Source organism: Pseudomonas sp. AFG_SD02_1510_Pfu_092, assembly GCF_003331055.1.
GTDB lineage: Bacteria > Pseudomonadota > Gammaproteobacteria > Pseudomonadales > Pseudomonadaceae > Aquipseudomonas.
The window spans coordinates 1-18,924 of sequence record NZ_PUQD01000051.1; the positions used below are offsets into that span (position 1 = coordinate 1).

Below are 18,924 nucleotides of genomic sequence, written 5' to 3' on the forward strand. Positions count from 1 at the left end.
CCACCTGCTCGGGCTGGTCTTCACCGAACAATTTCTTGCCCAGCCAGCCCCCGACGGATTCGCCACCCAGCCCACCCAGCGCCGCACCAATGGCGCCGCCCACGGCCGTACCGAGGACCGGCACAACCGAGCCAATCGCCGCGCCCGCCATCGCGCCGGCCATCGCACCGGCCATACCGCCGGCCACGCCGCCGTAACCCTCTGCCTTTTCGTCCTGGGTTTGCGCGTTCAGCGCCACATCGAGCACGCCCGGCACCGCATCGAGCAGTTGGCCGCCCGGCAGCTTGCCGGCCACCTTGGTAACGCCGCGCACGTTGCGCACCATGCGCCCGAGGTTGTTGGCACTGCCGGCGCTACCGGCACCGGCGAACGCGGCAACGCCCGCCACCGGCGCAGCGCTCGGCACCACCGGCACGCGGCGCGCATCAGCCATGGTTCCCGCACGACGCCGGCGACGACGGCGCGCACGACGGCTACCAGGCTCTGCGGGGGCCGAATTGGCCGCTGCGCCTCCCATCCGGCCGATGGCATCGGCATTGACCACAAACACGCGCTGCGGCTCGCTGGTGACGCCTGGGGCCGGGTCGTTGCTGGCCTCGACGCCAAACACCTTGCCCAGCGCACCCACGCCGGCGCCAAACACGCGGCTACGGGTCTTGGGGGTCACCCCCTCCCCCGGGGCATCCTCGGCCTTACCACCGCGCCCAGCGCTCCAGGCGCGGCCGCGCACAACGTTGAACGCACCGCGCGCCACCCTGGCGCTGCTGCGCGCGGCCAACAGGGCGCTAATGCCCGCCGCCAGGCCCGACAGCCCCATGATCGCGGCGGGGAACTTGTCCGAGAGCGTGGTGATACCCTGGGCGACTGCTGTCAGCCCCCGCGCCGCCATGTCGGTCGCCGGGCGGATGGCATCGCCAATGCTGCGCATCGCGTCGTCAACCGCCTGGGCCGTCTCAGCCCAGGCCTGTTTAGAGGTCTCGCGACGCTCGGCCAGGTTCTTGTCCAAGATGCCGCTGGCCTTCTGCGAGTCGGCCTTAAGCTCGGCATACAGCCCCCGGTTTTGCGCGTAGGCGGTCAGCGCCGCCTTGACCTGCATGTCGGCAAACAGGTCACCGGTGCGCAGGGTCTTCTCCAGGGCCTCCAGCGCCGCCTTGGCTTTCTCCGGGTCGACTTCCTTGTCGATGTTGGCCTGGGCTTCTTTGATCTTTTTCGCCTTGGCCGGGTCGGTCGCCTCGACGTACTTCATGGCCAGCGCCATGGAAGATTCAATGACGCTCATGCCCTTCTGCAGGCCAGTGTTCAGTGAGTCCTGATAGTCAATGCCCACATCGCTGTAAGCCTTGACCACCTCGCCCGAACCGATTTTCTCCATCCAGTTCTTGAAGTTGTTCGCCGCTTCGTCCGAACTGCCGGCGGTCTTCATCTGCACCTGCAGCATGGCGCCCAGCGAGGTCACCGCATCCAGGCCGGTACTGCCGTTTTTCTCCATGCCGGCCAGCAGCTGCGGGAACCACTTGGCCATGTCGCTGGCCTCGAAGCTGCCCGCCTGCCCTTGGTAGGCGATAGCCTCCAGCGCCTGCTGCATGACCCTGGGGTCGGTAATTTTGGCGTTCTGCTGCAGGGCCATGATCATGCTGGCCGTGTCGACGCCCGAGGCGCCTTGACCGACCGCGAACTTGGCCGCCGTCGGCGCGTAGGCCATGGCCTTGTCCAGCTCCATGCCGGCGCCGACCAGCTGGTTGATCAGGTCGGCCACATCGTTGCGGCTCATGCCGGTATCTTTCGCCGTCTGAATCACGGTGCGGCTGAGCTGCACCTCTTCGGGCTTGTTGACGGCGTCAGCCTTGATCGCAATGTCGCGGATAATCGCCTGATAGTCGGCGCTGATCTTGGTGGGGATGGCCGCCAGGCCAATGCCCACCGTGGCGGCCGCCGCGTTGGTCTTGAGCCCCGAGCGGCCGGTGTCGATCTGCTGGTGACCCTTGAGCTGCAGGTCGGCGCCCCTCGCTTCGCGAGCCAGGCGCTGGTATTCGCGGCTCAGGCGGCCCACTTCGACGCCCTGCTTGCGCAGAGAATCAAGGTTGCCATTGAGCTTGCGCAGCAGCTTGTCGGCGCCGGCGGCGCCGGTGTCGTGTGCCCGCTTCCACTCGGCCTGCAGCTTCATGGTTTCGCCAATGGTGCTTTTGAGCACCTTGGCCTTGTTGCCCTTCTGCTCGAGCTTGGAAATGCGCCCTTCGACGTTCTTGAACGCGGCGCCGACCGACGAAGCGACGGCGCCCCCGATCACCAGGGCTAACTGCATCTTTGCCATCGGTTATCCCCTGCTCAGTCCGAGAGCCACCACAGCATGTCCGCAAAGGACATGCCCGATATCTCAGCGGCCGAGAAATTCAGCTCAGCGGCCAGCCGCTTGGCCAACCGCTTTTGCGTGGCAGCATCAAACGTCGTCGTCTTGCACCAGGCGAAAATAGCCAGTCTGCAGGCGGTTGTAGTCCTTGAGGGCCATCCCCTCCAGGTCCTTGGCGCCGACCTCGGCCAGCGAGGCGAACAGGTTCAGCTCGCGCTGCTCGTCGTCATCGCCGCTGACCTTCTGCGCCGCGCGGATATCGCGCACGGTAGGCGAGCGCAGGCTGACGGTGTCGACCTTGATGCCGTTCATTTCTACGGGGTAGCTCAGCGTTACGGTAACGCGGTCGGCCGAGACGGTCAGCCATTTTGGGGTTGTCTGTACGATAGCCATGGGGTCTTTTCCTTGCATTCAGTGGGGAGGGGATTACAGGCCGAGCGCGGTGCGCTGCTCGGCCAGTTGGTCGACGCCATCGATCACGCGGCGCATACCCAGCGCATCGATCTCGTAAACCGTGCGGCCGTCGACCTCAAGCTTGTAGTAGGTCAGGCTCACGCCGTGCTTGACTTCGGCCTTGTCGCCCGACTTCCAGTCGCCCATGTCAATCTCTTTGAGACTGCCGCGCAGGGTGACGATCACCGGTTTGATCTTGCCTTTGAGGCCCTTAAAGGCGCCCCGGAAAACGCCGTTGAAGGCGGTACCATCGGCCAGGCCAAAGAATTGCAACGCCTCGCGCCGCACGCCGGTGGTGGTAAAGCTGGCCTCCTGCTTTTCCATGCCCTGATCCATCTCAACCGGCATATCCATGCCGCCGGGGCGGTGCTCCTCCATCTTGAGGGTCAGCTTGGGCAGGGTCAGGCTGGGCACATCGCCCTGGAAGCTGACGCCGTCAACGAACAGGTTCAGGTTGGCCAGGGTTTCGGGAATCATTGCCATGTAGAGCGCTCCTTATGCGGCCGAGTCGAGGACTTCGGTCAGCCATTGATTGGTGATTTCGACGCGGAAATTCGGGTTCTCCGCCGGCGGAACGTCGGTAAAGCGGATGTTCCAGTACACCTTGCCCTGCTCCAGCTGGCTGGCGGTGTTCAGCTCGGTATCCGCGTACACCTCGAAGTTGATGATTGCGCCTTGGTTCTTGAGGTCGCGCATGAACGCCTGCAGCCCTTCGGTAACGTCCTTGACGTAGGTCGCGGTGATGGAACGATCAACCGCCCATTTGTGGCCGTACAGAATCGCATCCATGACGATATCCATGGTCCGCACGCGGGTGACGAAGGCCCATTTCGGATCGCTCGACAGCGTGCGGTTGCCCCACAGGCGGTAGCCGTCATCGCGAATGATGGTGGTGATATTGGCGTTGTTCAGCAGGTTCGCCCGGCAGGTTTCGTCGCCATCCAAGAATTCCACCGACCGCGTGGTGCCGGTGATACCGACGAATTCCTTGTTGGACGGCGAGGCCCAAAAGCCGTACTCGCTGTCGGTCCAGGCGAACAGGCCAGCAACCCAGGCCGACGCCGGCGCGTCGACCGTGGCCGAGGCCGTGGTGTCCCAGTATTTGACGCCGGGGTCGACCATGAACGCGCGCTTGGCGCCGAACTCGGCGGCGTAGGCCTGGGCGGCCTCGTCGGTAGTGCCTGGGCCGTCGATGATGGCGATGCCGCGCAGCTTGTCGGCCAGGGCCACCAGCGCGGTACCGACCGCCAGGGTGGCACTGTGCTTGGGCGTCACCAGCAGCCGCGGCTGTGCGTTGAACCGGCTTTTGCCGTCGAGCAGCGCCTGCAGGCCGGTACGGCCGCCGCCGGCGAGCACGCCGCCGATGATCGCGGAAGTCTGCGCCGCCGCGTCGTCCACCTTGGCCACGCCACACGCAACGATTACCGCTTTGGCGCGGGTGTAGATCGCCTGGCACGCCTTGGCAATGGCCGACTCAGCGCCAAAGGCGGCGATGGCTTCGCGCTCGCTGGTAATCAGTACCAGCTCGTTGGGCATCGCCGTTGGCGTGGATTGCGCACCAGGCCCAGGGGTGAAGGTATCAACCAGGCCGATGATCGAGGAGGACGGCAGGGCGATATTGCGCGTGCCGGTGTCGACGTTCGTTACGGTAACGCCGTGAAAGAATCCAGCCATGTTTACTCCAGATGTGAAAAGGCCCCGCAAAGCAGGGCCAGGTGGTACAGCGGAAAAGAAAACGCCCCGTCAGTGCGGGGCGTCAGGTATCGGCCTGGGCGTCTTCGGGGCTCGGCGGCCACTCGACAGCCAGGGGGTAGCCGTCTTGCTGCTCGATCCGGCCGAGGTCGACGCGGTAATGCCTCCAGGCGAGCAACAGCGCTTGCTCGGCCTCGGTAGCACGCCCCAGCTCCACGGCATCCAGCAACGGCGCGATGCGCGCACTGGCCACCGCCAGGCGCTCGTCGCGGGCCGCCAGCACCTCCTGCCGGCGCCCCTCCAGCTGGGCCGCTTCGTTCAACAGCCAATCCTCGCCCGTCCATGTGTAATAGCGCCCCGGGCACGGCGTTACGGTCAGCTCCTCAGGCAGCGGCCCAAGCGCCGAATAGGTCAGGGCCTCGCCGGTGGCCTTCACGTACACCGGCCCCCGGTGGTCCTCAATCAGCTCCCAAGCGGTCTGGTCGGCATTGCGCACAATCGCGAACCCGGCGACCGGCTCGGGCGGCGCGTCGAGGTAGGCGCGCGCCGGAATCAGCCAGTTGTCGGGCACCCGTGGGTCAGCATCAGGCACGCCGATGCCGCACAACTCCCAGGTATTGGGGGCTGCGTGGTAGATAGTTGGTGCGTCCATAGGATTCTCGTCAGTATTTGATGTAGGCAATCAAGGCCACGTTTCGGCCCCGCGTCTCGCTGCCACCGCTTGCGCTGATTTGCAGGGTGTGGGAGTGAGCGCCCGCCGTGTCGGAGTTACCGTAAATGCTGTGGGAGTGGTCACCGCCGCCAAACCCGCCCTCGATCACAGCAGGGGTTGCACCCGGCGCGCTGATGGCCGGGCGCGAGCCGGCGATATCGTTCAGGCCCATATTCATCGTGTGGCTGTGTGCGCCGCTGGATGTCGTGGAACCCGTCACCCCGTGCGCGTGCGCGCCTTGCGTGTCGGTGGTACCGGCGTGGGTGTGCGACGCGTACAGGTGGTTCTGCCAGCTACCCAGCACTCGCCCTGGGTCTACGCCTCGGCCTTCGTCCAAGCCTCGGACGAATTCGCCGCGCAGGTCGGGCACGTTGAACGTGGTGCTGCCATTGCCAGCCCCGTAGGTGGTGCCGATGGCGGCGAACAGCTCCGGGTAAGCCGTCCGGCTCACCGCAGCGCCGTTTGCCTTGATGCGCCCGCGCGGCAGGGCTGCACTGGCATAGAAACTGATTTCGCCAGGCTGTGCGTTTTCCTCTACCGCGACAGCCCGCACAAATGCCGTACTTGCCACCTGCCCGTTGTTGGTCGTCGTCGGCGCGGTCGGGCAAGTAGGCACGCCGCTAAATGCCGGGCTGACCAAAGGCGCCAGTTCCATAGGCGCGCGCCAGGTGCCGTCATTGTTACTGGAACGCACAAACACGCGGTCCGAGTAAGGAATGTTGGCAATCTCAAACCCCTTATCAGTGCCGTATACCATGCGCATCACAAAGGCAAAGGCGGGATAGGGAGAAATAGCGCTCGCGTAGTAATAGTTGCCCGAAGGCCAGGCCGCCAGCTCTCCGGTTGTGGGCGGCGTCGGCCCTACTGTTCCCCCTCCAAGCCCATATTGGTTCAGGGTGTTGCGCAGGTACTGCTGGTTCACCAGGCCCAGCGCATTGCCACCCAAGGGCAACGTCGGGGCCAACGGCGTACCTGTGAACGACGGGCTGGCCAGCGGTGCCTTGGTCGCCAGCGAGTTGGTCATGGTGGTGGCAAAGTTCGGGTCGTTGGCCAACGCATTGGCCAGCTCGCGCAAGGTGTCCAGTGCCCCCGGCGACGAATCGACCAGGGTGGCTATCGCGTCCTGCACAAACTCGGTCGTTGCCAGCTGCTTGGACTTGGTCCCCTTGAGCGCGGTGGGAGCCGTAGGCGCCCCTGAAAACGTCGGGCTATCCAGGGTGGCCACATCGTTCCACGCCTGCCAAACGCTCGCCGCGCGTCGACGCCACATCAGCCGATCAGTACCAGCCGGAAACAACAGCTGAAAGCCAATCGCCCCGATTACCTTGTGTATCAGCGCGCCACCAGCGCCGCCAAAGGGCAGATTGAGTGTCGAACTGTTCACGTAGTAAATGCCCGCCGGCACGGTGGCATCGTCAAAGTCCGGCATGGTCATGCCAATGCCCACTCCACCCAGGCCCAACTGAGCCAACAGGCCATAAACGAACGCCGTGTTGGCCAGCTGCTGGCTGTTGGTAGCAAGCGGTGCCGTAGGCCCCTGCGGCGTGCCGGTGAAGACCGGCGAATGCAGCCGACCGATTTCCGACCACGCCGACCAGGTGCCGGAATAGCAGGTACGGCTAAACGTGCGGTTGCTTGGCTGATACAACGTGTAGAACTGGGTAAAGATGCTCAGCCCAGCGGCCTGCACCAGCAGCGTGCCGGCGTAGGGCTCGGGGTAGTTCAGCTCCGCCGTTGCCTGGGCGTTGGACGGCTGGCCGTAAGAGCCCGGCGTCACCACGTTGTTCAGGTTGGTGCCGGCCGGGAGATTGGAACCTTGGACGCCACCCGACCCCCACCCCATGCCACCCAGCAGCGACTGCACAAACTGGGTCGTTGCCAGGGTCGTGTCATTGACTGTCAGCGCTTGCGTGGGCGCCTTGGGCGCGCCGGTAAAGGTCGGGCTGGCCAGCGGCGCCTTGGCCGCCAGCGCATTGGTCATGGTGGTGGCAAAATTCGGATCGTCACCAATCGCTGTCGCCAGCTCTTTGAGGGTGTCCAAAGCGCCCGGCGCCGCTGCAACCAGAGCCGTCACAGCGGCCTGCACGAACGCGGTATTGGCGATCTGCTGGGAGTTGTTGCCCGCCGGCGCCGTCGGCGCCGTTGGAACCCCGCTCAAGGCCGGGCTGGCCAGCGGCGCCTTGGTCGCCAAAGCGCTGTCAACTTCCGTCTTGGTGTACACATCGGTCAGGCCGTAACCCGCCACCGTGGTCGGGTTGGTGGCGGCGACCACCCGCCCGTACTTGTCGACCGTCACGCTGCGGTAGGTGCCAGCAGCCACGCCGGTGCGACCAAACGCCATGTCAAACGTCAGCCCCGAAACCCCCAGGCTGATCAGCGCGTCGGTGACCAACTGCCAGGCACTGTCACCGTTGAGCGTGCCTTTCTCGACCAGTACCAGCAGCCCCGGCGTTACCTTGGCGCTGGTGTCGGCGTCTTTGGTGCGGGTCCAGGCGCCGGTCGACACCTCGTAGATACCGTTTTCCTTGGCCGCCGTCTGGTTCTTCACCAGCACCCGGTTACCGGCCAGCAGCGCCACCCCGTCAATGGTCTGCAGGCCAGTCAGCGCGATATTGGCCGTGGTGGCCACAACTACCGAATGCTTGAAGTCCTGGCGCGCCAGTTCCTCGGTCACCCATTCGCGGGTGGCCAACACAACGCTTGGGTCGATTTTCAGCTGTACGTTGCTGGAACTGCTGACGATCAGGCTCATGCGCACCACCTGGGTGCGGCCCGAGCCCTGGCTTAGCAGCGGCTTGTAGGTCGGTGCGCAGTTGGCCACCGCGACCAGATCGCCGTCGGCGTCGTACAGGCCAATTTCGCGAATCCACTTACCGCCCACCTCGGCCGGTATGACCTGCTCGGCCACGATGATTGCCGAATCGGTGTCATCGACTTTCAGCTGGTTCAGCGGCGCGCGGCGCCATTCGTTGATCAGCTTCGTCTGCGTGGCATTGGGGGTCGGGTCGGTGCCGTTGGCATCACCCACGCCCATCTGTGTAATTTTCCAAGCGGTGCCCAGGGCATCCGCGTTGGCCTGTTTCGCCGCGCCAACGTTCGTGAGGATGGCGTAGAACTGGGAGTTTTGATCAACCATTTGCAATGTCCAAGGTGTCAATGGTGTGTTCGCGGCCGCCTCGGCCAATGCGGCCGGTGACCTCGATATCGCGCTGTGCCAGTGGGTAAACGTCCAGAACGTCGCCCTCTGTCAGCAGGCCGCCGACGTAGAAACCGCCGACCGTCTCCAGGCTGATCGCCAAGGCCGTCATGTGGCGGGAGACGGGCCGGGCGTCATCCAAAAGCGCCGTCAGTTCCTTGTAAGTACCTTCGTCGATGCCCGCGTCGGAGACGCCGACCTTCAAGGCGAAGGTGCCGGGCACCCCCTGGGGAACCATGTTCCACCACTCGACCACCTCGATCAGGTAGCCAAACGGCTCGACCACGCGGCGCAGCGCGCCGATGGTCCCTTTGTGGGAGTGGATGTAGAACGATGACCGAATGACCGAGCGCTTGACCGCCTCCGACCATCGGTCGTCCCAGCGGTCGACCGACCACGCCCAGGCCAGCAGGTACAGCATTTCGGCCGGGCAGGTGTCGGGGTTGTAGAGGCGGCGCAGCATGGTCGCCAGTTCTTCCTTGGCGGCCGCTTCTATGGAGGCCTCCAGGGGCGTGCGGTTGTGCGGCAACAAACTGGCCATCACTCACCCCGCTCGACGGTAAACCCCGTGCACCAGGCCGCTTGGGCCTTGGTCGGCCTGATATCCGCCCAGCCTTCCAGCTCCACGCGGCCAACCCCGTCGATATGGAGCTGGGCATCAACCGCCGAACGCGACACCTCAACACCCAGCCGTCGGCGGGGATTGATCCATGCAGCCAGGCGCGCCCTGCACTCAGCCAGTACGCCCTCGCTTTCCGGCCCGCTGCTGGCCATGTAGAGCTTGGCGTCGATCCGATACGGCAGGATTTGAGCCCCCTGCACCAACAGTCGATCCGCGACCGGGCGCACATCGTCGTCGTTCAGGTAGGCGGCCACCGTTGCCAGCAGCTCGGCCGAAGCCGTGCCGTCCCCCTCCAGGGCCAGCACCGTCACCTCGACCACCGCCGGCGACGGGCTTTCGGCCGTGGCGTCAGCCACCAGGCCGGAAGCGTTGCGGGCGTGCATGATGTAGCTGTTACGGGGGCCGGCCGTGGTCAGCCCCTCGTAAACCAGCTGCACCCGCTCGCGCAAGGCGTCATCCGCCTCGAGCACCTGGGGCTGCGGCGGTACCGCCGTCAGATCCTCGGCCTGGACTACCAGGCGCGACAGGTTGACGTTGGCCGCCAGCTGGTCGAGGTCGGCACCCACGGCATAGGCCAGCATCAGCGCCTTGGCCGCGTCATTGACGCGCGAGCGGTTGAGCAGCTTGCCGTAGGCCCCAACCTCCAGCAGCTTGGTCACCGGGTCGCTCTCCAGGGGCGCGCTCCAGTTGTCGCCCATGTGCGCCCGGAAGGTCGCCAGGTCGGCCTGATACAGCGCCTCAAAATCCAGGTCTTCCAGCACCTGCGGCACTGGCAACTGGGATAGGTCGATTGCGCTCATGCACTCACCTCAAATACAACGCTGTCACCGAGATAGGCGCCCGACAGCGACAGCGTGACCTGCCCGCCAAGGACCGCCACCACGCGCACGCGCTCCAGCTTCAAACGCGGCTCCCAGCGCCCCAGGGCGCGCGCCACCTCGGCCTGTACCGCGCTTTTCCAGCCGTCATTGACCGGCAGGTCGACGTAACGGCGTAGGTTGCTGCCGTATTCCGGGCGCATCCGCCGGCTACCGACAGGCGTTGTCAGAATGTCCTCAATGGACTGTTTCAGGTGGGCAACGCCGGATAGCGGCTGCCCGGTGCGACGATCCAGCCCAATCATGGCGTTACTCCGCCGGCGTCAGGCGCTCGAAATCGGCGTGCGCCTCCAGGCAGGCCAGCGCCTCGGCGTCGTCCTCGTCGACCTGCAGCTTGCTGCCGACCACGTTCAGCACACGCTCGCCCACGATCACCACGCGGGAACTGAAAACCGTGTCGCGGTAGGTCACCGACGCCGGCGTGCGGGGCTCGACATCCGTGGGTTTCTTGGTAGCCATAGGCCCTCCAGAAATGACAAAGCCCGCAAACGCGGGCCTTTAGGGGTTGATGATTGGGGTTACAGATTCACCACCGGGACGGTGGCCAGGGCGCTCTTGAGCGTACTGGCCAGCACCTTGGGGTCGACGTTGCCCGATTATGTTCAGGGTGACCTGCGGCGCCGCCTGCTTGCGCGCGAAGCCGCCGTGCGAAAGAGCCATACACAGGCCCTCGGCCATTTCGGCCGGATCGATATTGGCTGCCACGCGCTCCCAGGCCTGACGCATGCGAAAGCGGTCATACACCTGGTCAATCTGCTGCTCGATCAGCTTGGCCACCGTGAAGCGGTCAGGCTTCGCCGGCAGCGTTTCAAGTTGGCTCATGACGTTCTCAGTGCTTGTGATTGGCCGTGTTACCGGCCGTGTCGATGATCCGGCCGCCGCCGTTGATATCGCCCGTTACTAGTAACGTGCCATTGATGGTGACGGGGCCGTTGATGGTGACCGCGCCGGACTTGGCGACAATCGCGTTATCCGTAACGACCACCTCGCTGCCGCCGACCTTGATCTTGGCCGTGCCGCTGGGGAGCGTGATGGTGTAGGTCTTGGCCTGCCAGTCGTAGACCAGCGAACCGCCATCATCGAACCGCCACGCCTCGACATGGTCGCGATTGTCCGGCGGCGCGCCAGCGTTGCCGTACAGGCCCGGCACGAACGTGCCCTGGGCGGGTTCACCGCTCGGGCTGATCAGCGCGCCCTGCTCGCCCAGGCTTGGCACACGCCAGTGGCGGGCCTTGCCGGCGGCCAGGGCATGCCAGCGCACCCAGGCGCTCACCCAATCGCCCCCATCGGTGACGCGCACCCGGGCGGCCGCCAGATCGACAGCCACCACGTAGCAAGGAATCACCAGACCAGCCAATAGGCGGTCGTGCTGCGCTACGGCGTAGGTCATCCGAGTTCCTCCGGCGGCCGGTACTGGGACTCATTGCCAGGCCCGGTGTCCGGGTAGAAGGCAAAGAGCAGCGAGCCCGGCGGCTGATCATCCCAAAGCCATTCGGTATCTCCGAGGTAAAGCACATGCCGCCACTGCACCGTCCAGGCGGCGCACTGCAGCAGCTCGGGGATAGACTCCGACGGCACGGCGTGCACATCTTGGGCGGCGTCGACGCAATCGACTCCCCAATACTGATCATCCAACAGCCTGACCAGCTTGGCCGCCAGAATGGCCGCCTGCAGATGCGCCTGATCACGGTCAGACTCGACCAGCACACAGGCCTCAAACGACGCCATGACCGCCGTTCGCCCGTCACCCGGATTAGGCCCAGGGGCCAGACCAGACAAGGCGAAGTACAGCGCCGGCATGGGCAACCCTTCTTGCAGCTTGGGGTAGCACTGCACATCGACCACCTGGGGCATGGCCTCGCGCATGATCGCCTCCATGGCGGCATGCAGCTCGGCCACCTCAGGCAAGGATATCGGCTGTTCGCTCATGCTTGACCTTTAGGACCAGGGCGACCCAGCCCGAGCCGTCAGGCTCAGGCCGCACCACCTCATAGCGACCGCCACCACCCGAGGCCGGCAGGTCGATTACCAGAATCGAACCATTGGGCAGGGTCTTGGCTACATCGGCCGGGACGTTAAACCGTGGCTCGGCCACGCTGTCGGCGTTGACCTGTACGCCCAGGGCACTCTTGCCGCCCTTGGCTCCCACTTGCGGGTCAACCAGGGGATTCTCGAAGGTGCCCATGATCGCGGTACCGCCCTCCAAGGTCGCGCGGTCGCCCACACGATCAAGGATTCGGGTACTGCGGACGGCCATGCGCTCGCGAAAGCTTGCCCGCGCCATTACTGCACAATCAGCACAGTGCCGAAGCCGTTGACCACGTTAGCGGTCAGCTTGCCGAACGGCTTGGAATCTGCGGTTTCTGGCGGCACCAGTTGGCCGTCCAGCACGTTGACCTTGCTGCCAGCCAGCAGGCCGGCGGCGGCTGGCACATCCCATTCGCCGCTGGTGTGGTAGGTGATGGACGCGCCCTTCGAGCCGCTTTGCAGCGGAATCACAGCCAGATCGCCAATCACCTGCGGGATACCAGCGACAGACCCGCCAGTCGGTGCCGGCAGGGTCACGGTCTTGCCGTTGCTCACATAGTTAGTACTCATGGTTTCTCATGCTCCAGAAACAACAAACCCCGCAAGCGCGGGGTGTTATGGGTAACGCCAGGGCGATCAGTTCGCGCCGGTCGACTTGTTCAGGCCACGGGCATCGAGCGCCGAAACGCCGGCATCAATTCGCACCTTGGTGGCCACGCCATCGCTGGTGAAACCTTCTTGCGTCTCGAAATACGGCTGCTCGATGCCGTCCAGATACGCCACTTCGACGGTGTCCGAACCCTGCTTGGCCGCCATGTAGTAAGCGCTGGCCGATGCCGCGTCCAGGCGCGGCTCACCGATCACCTGGGCGAAACCGCGAATCGGGTTATCGATGCCGGCGTTGCTGTCAGTCCCCGGCGCCGATGCCGAGTTGATGATTTGCTTGGCCTTGTCTTCCAGTGCCACCGGGCAGATCACAAAGGCCGGTTGAATGTTCAGCGGGCGAGGCTTGGCGCCTTTGGCCACGACCGCCTGCTGCAGGCGCATGGCCGTCTTGGCCGCGCTCAAGGCCTCCATCGACATCTTGGAGCCAGCACTGAACAGGTTGTTACGGGTCGCGTCGAACAGCGGCTTACCGTCGCGCATTTTCGGGCCGTCGATCAGAAGGGCATACACCAGATCACCGATGGTTGCCCGTGCCGCCTGCCCCATCAGGGTCGGAATGCGCGTCAGCGCGTCGAGGTCATCGTTGATGATGGCCTGACGGTCGATGCTGAAAATCTCGCCGTAGGTGGCCAACTGGATGGTTTCCCCGGTGTCGCCCAGGGTGATGTGCTTGTATTCCGCGCCTGGCTTCACCTCACGCAGCGAAGAGAACTGACCCAGGCCTACACGGTTGGAAACCTTGAAGTCACCGAGACGGCCTTTCTTGGTCCACAGATGGTAGGTTTCATCTGCATTCTCCCAGCCCGCCAGCAAGGACTTGTAAGCGGCATCCATCAGGATGCGGCCGAAGTCGCTGGAAGTGTGAGTGAAGGCCATGCCGACCATGTTCACGATGTTATGGCTCGACACGTTGATGCCGCGACCATCCAGCGAAGCACGGGCCAGCTCGCGCAGGTTCATATGGTTGTAGCGGTTGTCGGGCTGCAGCTCACCGAGGCCGATTCGGGCGTACAGCGAAGCGCGCACCGAGTCGCCCACCAAGTTGCCGTTGGTGACATGGCCCGGGTGAATGATGGATCCGGTCGGAGTGGTCGCCTGGCCGATGGCGGCCAGCAGCCTGGCATTGGCCTGTTCGACGGTGCAGCTGGTGTCATTCAGGCAAGTATCGCGTAGCGCAGCATGCGCAGCGAACGGGGCGAACGCGGCAGTGATACCGGTTCGGCGCGTGCCCTCGGCAGCCAGCACCCGCGCCTGGATTTGCTCGACGGTTTCGACAGGGTGCTGTGGCGGGGTGGCTGGTGGAGTCGCGGGAGGAACGACGGTGGTCGAACCCTGGGGAGCAAAGAACTGTTGGGCAGCAGTGGGCATGTTGATGAAATCCTTGTAACGGTTGGAAGTGATTTTGCCGAACGCCTCGACCGGGTCCAGCAGTACGTCGGCAAAGCCCAGGGCGACAGCCTGGGTGCCGGTCATCCAGGTTTCAGCGCTCAGCAGTCCGTCGATTTCCTCGGCGGTCTTGCCGGTCTTTTCGGTGTAGGCGGCTGTCATGCTGGCCCCGAACATGTCCAGCTGGTCGGCATAGCTGCGCATGGCCTCGGCGTTGCCACCCTGGATGCCCCAGGGCTTGTGAATCATGATCATGGCGTTGGCCGGAATGCGGACCTCGTCGCAGGCCATCAGCACCACACTACCCATGCTCGCCGCCAATGCCACAACGGTGCCGACCTTGCGGGCCTTGTGGTGCTTGAGCAGGTTGTAGATGGCCATGCCCTCGAACACCGCACCGCCAGGGCAATTGAAGCGCAGATTGATCTGTGACACGTCACCGAGCGCGCGCAGGTCGTTGGCGAACTGCTGCGCGGTAATCCCCTCTGCCCCGATTTCACCGAATAGGTCCAGCTCTACGCTGCCGACCTGAACGCCGGCGCGCATGCTGTACCAGCTACTCGCCGGATTGGTTACCGTTCCCGTCGACCCTTGTGGCGGCATCCACATCGGCGGGCTCTTTGTTGCCATCGGTTGGTTCATTTCCTTGTTTTATCCCGTAGGTCTGGTGGTAGTAATCCGAGCTAAAGACAAGCCCGGCCTCTCGGTTTTGCTGGATTTCCGCTGTGCGGGACGCCTTGAGTTCCGAGGGGTTGCGTTGACGCGAGCGCGCCACCTCGGCCTCGTCGGCAAAGCCGGCTTTGACCAGAAGCTCCCACGCGGTCGCCTCATGCACTGGGTTGATCCAGGGCATGACAGGCCCCTGATAAAACGCCCCGTAGAGCGTCAGGGGGTTAACGTCTGGCGGCAGCTTGAGGTGACCACTCATAACCGCCATACGCAGCCAGGCGCGGTACACCGGCCGGCACCAGTAGTCGATAAACTCGTGCTGCAGCAGGTCGTAACCCAGCTGCCCCTCGACCAGTTCCTGGCGTTGCGCCGAATAGGTGCCGTCGTAACTGCGGGCCACGCTCGAATAGGTGCTGCGCGCGCCGGCGGCAATGGCTTTGAGCTGACCATTGCGGAACCCTTCAAGGAACGGGCTCGGCCGGTTGCTCTCGACCGTGCCCACTTCCTCGCCAGGCAGCAGGTTGTCAAACACCATGCCGGGCGCGAAGTTGAACGACCGGTGCGCCTGCTGCTGGCCAACGCCGGGCATCACGAAATCGTCAGGCGTGCCTTTCTTGATGTACATAACGAGGGCAGCGCTGATCCGCGCGGCCACGCGCTCGCTTTCTTCGTAATCCTTGATATCCGCCAGGCGGATCAGGACCGAATGCAGTAGCGGCACGCCCCGGTTTTGTCCAATGCGCTTGCGGTGGGCGATGTGAATCATCTGCTCGGCCGGCACACGCTTGGTGCTTTGTCCAAAGCTCAGCGACCCGAGATTGCCGGGGTGCTCCTTGAGCAAGTGATAGGCCTTGACGCGGCGCCAGGCGTTGCGCTCCACGCCCTGGACAATGCCATTGCTGAAATCGTTGTAGCCAAGGGGCAAGTAGTCTGGCTCCAACAGCTCCAGGGCAAAGGGCACGCTTGTCAGATGCTCATAGCCGGGCACGCTGCCCTGTAGCATCTGCGCCAACGCCTCGCCGTCTCGCAACCAGGTGCGACACACCAGGCGCTCGACCTGCGGCCGGGTCAGTTCGCCGGATGCCTCGGGCTTGAGCGACCATTCCGCCCATGCTGCTTTGATCGCCTCAGCAAACGCGGTATGCACCGTGCCGTCGTAACGCAACGGGATAGGCTCGACAGCGATGCCTGGACCGCCCACAACGCGCTCGTCCATGCGATCAAACAGGCCTGTGACGAGGTCGTGGTTCTCCTCCAGGGCGCGGACTTGCTCACGGATGGACTGCAAGGCCGGCTGCAGGGCCGCATCAGCGCTGCGCGTCTCGCGTATCGCCTTGTGAGTCCGTGAGGGCCTGGCGGCCTCGTAGGCCATGATCACGCTACGGGCGTGCATGCGCTCCAGGGCCGCCTTGGGCGCCCAAGGCGCAATGGCACGGTCCAGCAGTTCCCCGATCATCTGAACACCGCCAAGGAATGCCCCGAACGGCCCCGGCGGGCCTCGGCCGATACCCGGCGCTCCCATTCCAGACGGCCGGCGCGAATCTGCGGAAGTTCCGCCATCGTCATACGTCGGCCGTTGATTTGTACGTCCCTACCCCCCTCCAGCAGGTCGCGCTCGGCCTGCAGGTAGATATCGACCATGTCCTGCGCAGTTGTTACAGCCATCCGCTGCCTCCTGTATTGATCCAACCGCCGCCGGCGGGCTGGGGTTCCGGCTCAGGCACCGACGCCGGCGTCGGCGCCGGCAACTCAGCCGGTGACGGCTGCGCCTCCAGCTGGGGCGCGTCGTCTTCGTCGTCTTCCACTTCCCATACCCCGGTGTCGGGGTTCTGGCTGGCCAGCAGGTCGAGGTCCAAGCCGAACCGCTGCTGGCTGATACGCAGCGCGGCCAGGGCATACACGGCGCAATCAAGCGCTTCGTTACGGCGGCCGCCGGCATCCCAGCGCATGACGCGCCGCCCCTTGATCACCGCCCATTTCTTGCGCTCACTGGTCAGCTGTTGCAGCTCGTTCTCGTCGCACACCAGCTCGTCGGCGGGCAGGTGGATGCAACCAGGCACCGGCCGAGGCCCGTCTGGCTGTAGCTTCAAGCGGCTGTAAATCAGCTCTTTGGCGTTGTCGGTGCCGACCTCGGTCAGGTAGACCTTGCTGCGCTTGTCTTTCTTGCGCGGGAAGTTGGCAATGGGCTTGCCGTAGGTGCTGGCACCGAAAATCGGGATAACCCACTGCACGCCGTGCTTGCGGCTCTCCGCGCGGACCTCGTCGGAGTAGTGTCCGCCGGAGTCCCAGCACCAACGCTCTACGCGCATCATCGTGCCGTCGGCGCGCTTGAAGTGACGGTGAAGCTCGCGGCCTACCTTGCGGCGTAGCTCGATACTGGCCGGGTCACCCGTGAGAATGAACCGATGCACAAGCCAGGCCTCTTCGCCGGCGCCGTAGGCCCACACCCGCCCTTCGTAACGGTCGTCCTGGGTGTCGATGCCGCCGAACAAGGCCACCGCCCGAGCGGGCACCTCACCAAACACCTCGCGGCGGTCACGCAGCTGCTCCCAGTCGAGTTTTTCGCCCTGGTCTTCCTCCCACACCTCTCCCAGGGTGGTGTTGACGAAGGTTTTCAGCTTGCCCCGGTCCTTGCCGACCTTCACAAAGTCGGTGGCGATATCCACCCAGGTCGTGAAGGTCGAATAGCCCGTCCATACGCTGAAAGTCACCGAGCGCGGCGTTACGGTCGGCTCCCCCGAGGCGTCAAACCACTCCATGCTGTCGCGCGTCCAGATGCCCGAACGCTCGCACACCCAGCGGCCCGTTTCAGCGGCCGCCGTGACCATTTCGTGATATTCGAAGGTGCCGCCCTGGCAGTGGGGGCACAGATACCATGCCGCCTCGACTTCTTGGCGGTCGTTGAGCCGCCACTTGATACCCGACGGCTCGTCTTTTCCACCCCACTGCAACACCAGCTCGGTGCCGCAGCAAGGCGCTTTGATGTTGAACCGCAGGTCGTGGGGCGACTCGATGGCGGCGCGGGTAATCTGGCATTTCTCCGCCTCGGTCGGCGTCGACCCGCGTATCGACTTCTTGAAGGTCGCCCCTTCCAGGCGCTTATCGCCCAGGAACGTCGGGGCGCCCTCGCCTTCGATATCCTCGTCAAATTTCGACAGCTCGTCGTAAATGACGGTGTCCGGGCTCTTTTCCCGATAGTTGCGCGCCGCCTTGCCACCCAGGCACCACAGCATTTTGCGGTTAGCAAAACACTTGGCCTCCAGGGTGTTGTCGCGGTGCTTCATGCCGTACCAGGGCGCCAGTTCGAGCACCACCGGCACATCACGAATCATGCCTTCAATGTGCCGCTTCATGACGCCCTCGGCGTCCCCCTCGGTCGGGCAGTACATCAGCACATTGCGTTTCTTGTGCTGCACCAGGTAGCCAATGAACGCCATTAGCATCTTGGTGTAGCCAAGGCGTGCCGACTTGACGAAGTTGACTTCGCGAATCAGGTCATTGCCCATCGCGTTGAGGATGGCCACCTGAAACGGTGCGGTTGTCCATCGGCCTTCCTGATAGGAAGACTCCGACGACAGGTAAAAATGCTTGTCCGCCCATTCGACAACGGTCATTGGCGGCTCTTTGAACAACGCTGACAGGCCAACGCGAACCGCGTTAGCCAGATTCGTCATCCATGGCTGAAAGGAACTCATCAAGAATCTCCGGTAATCGCTGGTCGAGGCTTGCCGCTTCGTTACGCGTAACGGCCACCTCGCGCTGTACCGCTTCCAGATGGCGCGGCTCGATGTCGGGGTGCTTGCGCTTGACCTTGGTGTGCACGGTGTCGAGGGTCGAGCCGATCAAGTTGACCAATCGGCTGATGGCAAATGTCATGAACTCGGCCGGCACCAGGTTGCGGCGCTTGACCTCGTTTCGCATTGCTTGGGCGTCGGCCTGCTCCTTGGTTAGGCGCAAGCGCTCTTGCAGCAGCTTCGCCTCGGCAAGGGGATCAATATCGTCTCCGCCAAGTTGTTGTTTACCGCTTTGGTGCTGCAGGCGGTTATCCACCACCGAACGAACGTCGTAGAACGACTCTCGGCCGATCTTCTGAACCGGCTCGACGCCCCATTTGTCAAAGGCTTGAACCGAAATCCCGAGGCTTTCGGCCATGCGTTTTTTGTTCAGCCAATACGGCTGTCGGGTAATCGTTGGATTTGTCATGGACTAAACAACAACCAACCTCCGAGTTTGGGTCATACATAGCGAAAAGGCGGGGCCCGAATTACCCCCTAT

20 protein-coding genes and 1 pseudogene are annotated in these 18,924 nt (G+C 64.0%); all 21 read right to left on the reverse strand.

Annotated elements, in window-relative coordinates:
* Positions 1-2,311, reverse strand: a 2,311-nt coding sequence (locus C6A77_RS19195; protein ID WP_114170884.1) for a phage tail tape measure protein, incomplete at its 3' end; no start/stop codon positions are given.
* 126 nt (positions 2,312-2,437) lie between these two features.
* A complete protein-coding gene (locus C6A77_RS19200; protein ID WP_114170885.1) occupies positions 2,438-2,740 on the reverse strand; it encodes a phage tail assembly protein in 303 nt (100 codons plus the stop codon).
* Positions 2,741-2,773: 33 nt separating this feature from the next.
* Positions 2,774-3,283 carry a phage major tail tube protein gene (locus tag C6A77_RS19205; RefSeq protein ID WP_114170886.1) on the reverse strand — a complete coding sequence of 170 codons (510 nt, stop codon included), beginning with the start codon at positions 3,281-3,283 and terminating at the stop codon, positions 2,774-2,776.
* Positions 3,284-3,295: 12 nt separating this feature from the next.
* Positions 3,296-4,474: a phage tail sheath family protein gene (locus C6A77_RS19210; RefSeq protein ID WP_114170887.1), complete on the reverse strand. Its 1,179-nt coding sequence runs from the start codon at positions 4,472-4,474 to the stop codon at positions 3,296-3,298.
* Between the two features lie 82 nt (positions 4,475-4,556).
* The gene (locus tag C6A77_RS26025; protein ID WP_241507446.1) at positions 4,557-5,144 is read right to left on the reverse strand and encodes a tail fiber assembly protein; all 588 of its coding nucleotides are present in this window, start codon (positions 5,142-5,144) and stop codon (positions 4,557-4,559) included.
* Between the two features lie 10 nt (positions 5,145-5,154).
* Positions 5,155-7,185, reverse strand: coding sequence for a tail fiber protein (locus C6A77_RS26190; RefSeq protein ID WP_346330249.1), 2,031 nt, complete (start codon positions 7,183-7,185; stop codon positions 5,155-5,157).
* Between the two features lie 84 nt (positions 7,186-7,269).
* Positions 7,270-8,340 (reverse strand): annotated as a pseudogene (locus C6A77_RS19225) (phage tail protein); the annotation flags it as partial.
* Positions 8,333-8,941, reverse strand: a complete 609-nt coding sequence (locus C6A77_RS19230) for a phage tail protein I (RefSeq protein WP_114170888.1) — start codon at positions 8,939-8,941, stop codon at positions 8,333-8,335. The gene C6A77_RS19230 and the pseudogene C6A77_RS19225, both read right to left, overlap by 8 nt.
* Positions 8,941-9,822, reverse strand: a complete 882-nt coding sequence (locus tag C6A77_RS19235; RefSeq protein ID WP_114170889.1) for a baseplate J/gp47 family protein — start codon at positions 9,820-9,822, stop codon at positions 8,941-8,943. The genes C6A77_RS19230 and C6A77_RS19235 overlap by 1 nt, the downstream gene beginning before the upstream one ends.
* Positions 9,819-10,145 carry a GPW/gp25 family protein gene (locus C6A77_RS19240; RefSeq protein WP_114170890.1) on the reverse strand — a complete coding sequence of 109 codons (327 nt, stop codon included), beginning with the start codon at positions 10,143-10,145 and terminating at the stop codon, positions 9,819-9,821. The genes C6A77_RS19235 and C6A77_RS19240 overlap by 4 nt, the downstream gene beginning before the upstream one ends.
* 4 nt (positions 10,146-10,149) lie before the next feature.
* Positions 10,150-10,359, reverse strand: a complete 210-nt coding sequence (locus tag C6A77_RS19245; protein WP_114170891.1) for a hypothetical protein — start codon at positions 10,357-10,359, stop codon at positions 10,150-10,152.
* 39 nt (positions 10,360-10,398) lie between these two features.
* Positions 10,399-10,722 carry a hypothetical protein gene (locus C6A77_RS19250; RefSeq protein WP_114170892.1) on the reverse strand — a complete coding sequence of 108 codons (324 nt, stop codon included), beginning with the start codon at positions 10,720-10,722 and terminating at the stop codon, positions 10,399-10,401.
* Positions 10,723-10,729: 7 nt separating this feature from the next.
* The gene (locus C6A77_RS19255) at positions 10,730-11,290 is read right to left on the reverse strand and encodes a phage baseplate assembly protein V (RefSeq protein WP_114170893.1); all 561 of its coding nucleotides are present in this window, start codon (positions 11,288-11,290) and stop codon (positions 10,730-10,732) included.
* Positions 11,287-11,829, reverse strand: a complete 543-nt coding sequence (locus C6A77_RS19260) for a hypothetical protein (protein ID WP_114170894.1) — start codon at positions 11,827-11,829, stop codon at positions 11,287-11,289. The genes C6A77_RS19255 and C6A77_RS19260 overlap by 4 nt, the downstream gene beginning before the upstream one ends.
* On the reverse strand, positions 11,801-12,184 hold the full coding sequence (locus C6A77_RS19265; protein WP_114170895.1) for a hypothetical protein: 384 nt from the start codon (positions 12,182-12,184) through the stop codon (positions 11,801-11,803). The genes C6A77_RS19260 and C6A77_RS19265 overlap by 29 nt, the downstream gene beginning before the upstream one ends.
* Entirely contained in the window at positions 12,184-12,498 is a 315-nt protein-coding gene (locus C6A77_RS19270) for a DUF2190 family protein (protein ID WP_114170896.1), read from the reverse strand. Before C6A77_RS19270 ends, C6A77_RS19265 begins: the two co-directional genes overlap by 1 nt.
* A gap of 66 nt (positions 12,499-12,564) precedes the next feature.
* A complete protein-coding gene (locus C6A77_RS19275) occupies positions 12,565-14,583 on the reverse strand; it encodes a ClpP-like prohead protease/major capsid protein fusion protein (protein WP_114170939.1) in 2,019 nt (672 codons plus the stop codon).
* Positions 14,537-16,105 carry a phage portal protein gene (locus tag C6A77_RS19280; protein WP_114170897.1) on the reverse strand — a complete coding sequence of 523 codons (1,569 nt, stop codon included), beginning with the start codon at positions 16,103-16,105 and terminating at the stop codon, positions 14,537-14,539. The genes C6A77_RS19275 and C6A77_RS19280 overlap by 47 nt, the downstream gene beginning before the upstream one ends.
* The gene (locus C6A77_RS19285; protein WP_114170898.1) at positions 16,102-16,314 is read right to left on the reverse strand and encodes a primosomal replication protein PriB/PriC domain protein; all 213 of its coding nucleotides are present in this window, start codon (positions 16,312-16,314) and stop codon (positions 16,102-16,104) included. The genes C6A77_RS19280 and C6A77_RS19285 overlap by 4 nt, the downstream gene beginning before the upstream one ends.
* Positions 16,305-18,344 carry a terminase gpA endonuclease subunit gene (locus tag C6A77_RS19290; protein WP_114170899.1) on the reverse strand — a complete coding sequence of 680 codons (2,040 nt, stop codon included), beginning with the start codon at positions 18,342-18,344 and terminating at the stop codon, positions 16,305-16,307. The genes C6A77_RS19285 and C6A77_RS19290 overlap by 10 nt, the downstream gene beginning before the upstream one ends.
* Positions 18,307-18,801 carry a terminase small subunit gene (locus C6A77_RS19295; protein WP_114170900.1) on the reverse strand — a complete coding sequence of 165 codons (495 nt, stop codon included), beginning with the start codon at positions 18,799-18,801 and terminating at the stop codon, positions 18,307-18,309. Before C6A77_RS19295 ends, C6A77_RS19290 begins: the two co-directional genes overlap by 38 nt.
* Between the last annotated feature and the right edge of the window lie 123 nt (positions 18,802-18,924).

What these genes read in the sequence shown, in the direction of transcription:
- C6A77_RS19255 (WP_114170893.1), bottom strand. Translation starts at nt 11,290, where the DNA reads ATGACCTACGCCGTAGCGCAGCACGACCGCCTATTGGCTGGTCTGGTG.
- C6A77_RS19270 (WP_114170896.1), bottom strand. Translation starts at nt 12,498, where the DNA reads ATGAGTACTAACTATGTGAGCAACGGCAAGACCGTGACCCTGCCGGCA.
- C6A77_RS19250 (WP_114170892.1), bottom strand. Translation starts at nt 10,722, where the DNA reads ATGAGCCAACTTGAAACGCTGCCGGCGAAGCCTGACCGCTTCACGGTG.
- C6A77_RS19240 (WP_114170890.1), bottom strand. Translation starts at nt 10,145, where the DNA reads ATGATTGGGCTGGATCGTCGCACCGGGCAGCCGCTATCCGGCGTTGCC.
- C6A77_RS19260 (WP_114170894.1), bottom strand. Translation starts at nt 11,829, where the DNA reads ATGAGCGAACAGCCGATATCCTTGCCTGAGGTGGCCGAGCTGCATGCC.
- C6A77_RS19245 (WP_114170891.1), bottom strand. Translation starts at nt 10,359, where the DNA reads ATGGCTACCAAGAAACCCACGGATGTCGAGCCCCGCACGCCGGCGTCG.
- C6A77_RS26025 (WP_241507446.1), bottom strand. Translation starts at nt 5,144, where the DNA reads ATGGACGCACCAACTATCTACCACGCAGCCCCCAATACCTGGGAGTTG.
- C6A77_RS19280 (WP_114170897.1), bottom strand. Translation starts at nt 16,105, where the DNA reads ATGATCGGGGAACTGCTGGACCGTGCCATTGCGCCTTGGGCGCCCAAG.
- C6A77_RS19210 (WP_114170887.1), bottom strand. Translation starts at nt 4,474, where the DNA reads ATGGCTGGATTCTTTCACGGCGTTACCGTAACGAACGTCGACACCGGC.
- C6A77_RS19265 (WP_114170895.1), bottom strand. Translation starts at nt 12,184, where the DNA reads ATGGCGCGGGCAAGCTTTCGCGAGCGCATGGCCGTCCGCAGTACCCGA.
- C6A77_RS19295 (WP_114170900.1), bottom strand. Translation starts at nt 18,801, where the DNA reads ATGGCCGAAAGCCTCGGGATTTCGGTTCAAGCCTTTGACAAATGGGGC.
- C6A77_RS19290 (WP_114170899.1), bottom strand. Translation starts at nt 18,344, where the DNA reads ATGAGTTCCTTTCAGCCATGGATGACGAATCTGGCTAACGCGGTTCGC.
- C6A77_RS26190 (WP_346330249.1), bottom strand. Translation starts at nt 7,185, where the DNA reads ATGACCAATGCGCTGGCGGCCAAGGCGCCGCTGGCCAGCCCGACCTTT.
- C6A77_RS19200 (WP_114170885.1), bottom strand. Translation starts at nt 2,740, where the DNA reads ATGGCTATCGTACAGACAACCCCAAAATGGCTGACCGTCTCGGCCGAC.
- C6A77_RS19205 (WP_114170886.1), bottom strand. Translation starts at nt 3,283, where the DNA reads ATGGCAATGATTCCCGAAACCCTGGCCAACCTGAACCTGTTCGTTGAC.
- C6A77_RS19235 (WP_114170889.1), bottom strand. Translation starts at nt 9,822, where the DNA reads ATGAGCGCAATCGACCTATCCCAGTTGCCAGTGCCGCAGGTGCTGGAA.
- C6A77_RS19230 (WP_114170888.1), bottom strand. Translation starts at nt 8,941, where the DNA reads ATGGCCAGTTTGTTGCCGCACAACCGCACGCCCCTGGAGGCCTCCATA.
- C6A77_RS19285 (WP_114170898.1), bottom strand. Translation starts at nt 16,314, where the DNA reads ATGGCTGTAACAACTGCGCAGGACATGGTCGATATCTACCTGCAGGCC.
- C6A77_RS19275 (WP_114170939.1), bottom strand. Translation starts at nt 14,583, where the DNA reads ATGCCGCCACAAGGGTCGACGGGAACGGTAACCAATCCGGCGAGTAGC.